The sequence below is a fragment of the Paucibacter sp. XJ19-41 genome, from assembly GCF_028462495.1.
GTDB lineage: Bacteria > Pseudomonadota > Gammaproteobacteria > Burkholderiales > Burkholderiaceae_C > Roseateles_E.
Map to the genome: position 1 here is coordinate 1 of NZ_JAQOWX010000278.1, position 963 is coordinate 963.

Consider the following 963-nt stretch of genomic DNA (forward strand, 5'->3'; position numbering starts at 1 on the left):
CTGCAGATGGTCGCCCGGCTGATCGCCGCGCGCGCCAGCCTCGGGGTCAGCCGCCAAGTCTTCTTCGTCTCGCTGGGTGGCTTTGACAACCATGATCTGCTGCCGACCCAGCACCCGCTGCTGCTGGGCCGCGTCAGCGATGCGCTGGCCAGCTTCTACGCCGCCACCGCCGAGCTGGGCGTGGCCGAGCAGGTGACCAGCTTTACCGCCTCGGATTTCGGCCGCACGCTGACCAGCAATGGCGACGGTTCCGACCATGGCTGGGGCAGTCATCATTTTGTGCTGGGTGGCGCGGTCAAGGGCGGGCGTTGCTGGGGCCAGGCGCCGGTGGTGGCGATCAACGGGCCCGACGATGTCGGCCAGGGCCGGCTGCTGCCGACCCGCTCGGTCGACCAGCTGGCCGCCACGCTGGCCAGCTGGATGGGCGTGTCCGCCAGCGAGCTGCCGCGCCTGCTGCCGCAGATCGCCAACTACAGCGAGCGCGATCTGGGCTTCTTCGCCTAGCGCTTGGGCTCTTGCGGGTCGGCACCGTCCGCAGTGCCGGCGGCCGGCTTGGCGGCCGCCGTCATCAACAGGAGTTGGGCCAGCAAAGCTTCGAGCGGCAGCCGCCGCAGCTGCGTCCACAACCAGGCGCCGAGCGGCCGTGAGCCGAAGCGGTGCTTGACCACACCCCAGCGCCAGGGCTTGCTGGCCACGAAGGCGGCGCTGCCCAGCGCGACCAGCCCCACGGTGAGCAGTGGATAGCGCCGCACGGTGGGCAGCAGCGATGCTTGCGCTTGCAGCCATGCCGCTTCGGTGGGACGCCGCCAGGGATGATGTTGCCAGACGGCCTGGATGCCGGTCAGTGCCGCGTCGGCCAGCGGCGAGCTGCGCAAACGCCGGCGCCAGCAGCGCCACAGCGCGCTCAGCCGGGGCAGCGGGCGGCCGGCAGCTTGCCTGGCTTGCTCGGCGTCGCGGCGGTCG

The 963-nt window shown here is 71.5% G+C and carries 2 protein-coding genes; one reads left to right on the plus strand and one right to left on the minus strand.

Going from position 1 to position 963, the window contains the following annotated elements:
• On the plus strand, positions 1-504 hold a 504-nt coding region (locus tag PO768_RS28950), incomplete at its 5' end, for a DUF1501 domain-containing protein (RefSeq protein WP_272648814.1).
• Here PO768_RS28950 and PO768_RS28955 read toward each other — a convergent pair.
• Positions 501-963, minus strand: a 463-nt coding sequence (locus PO768_RS28955; protein WP_272648815.1) for a hypothetical protein, incomplete at its 5' end; no start/stop codon positions are given. The two genes, PO768_RS28950 and PO768_RS28955, sit on opposite strands and share 4 nt — an antisense overlap.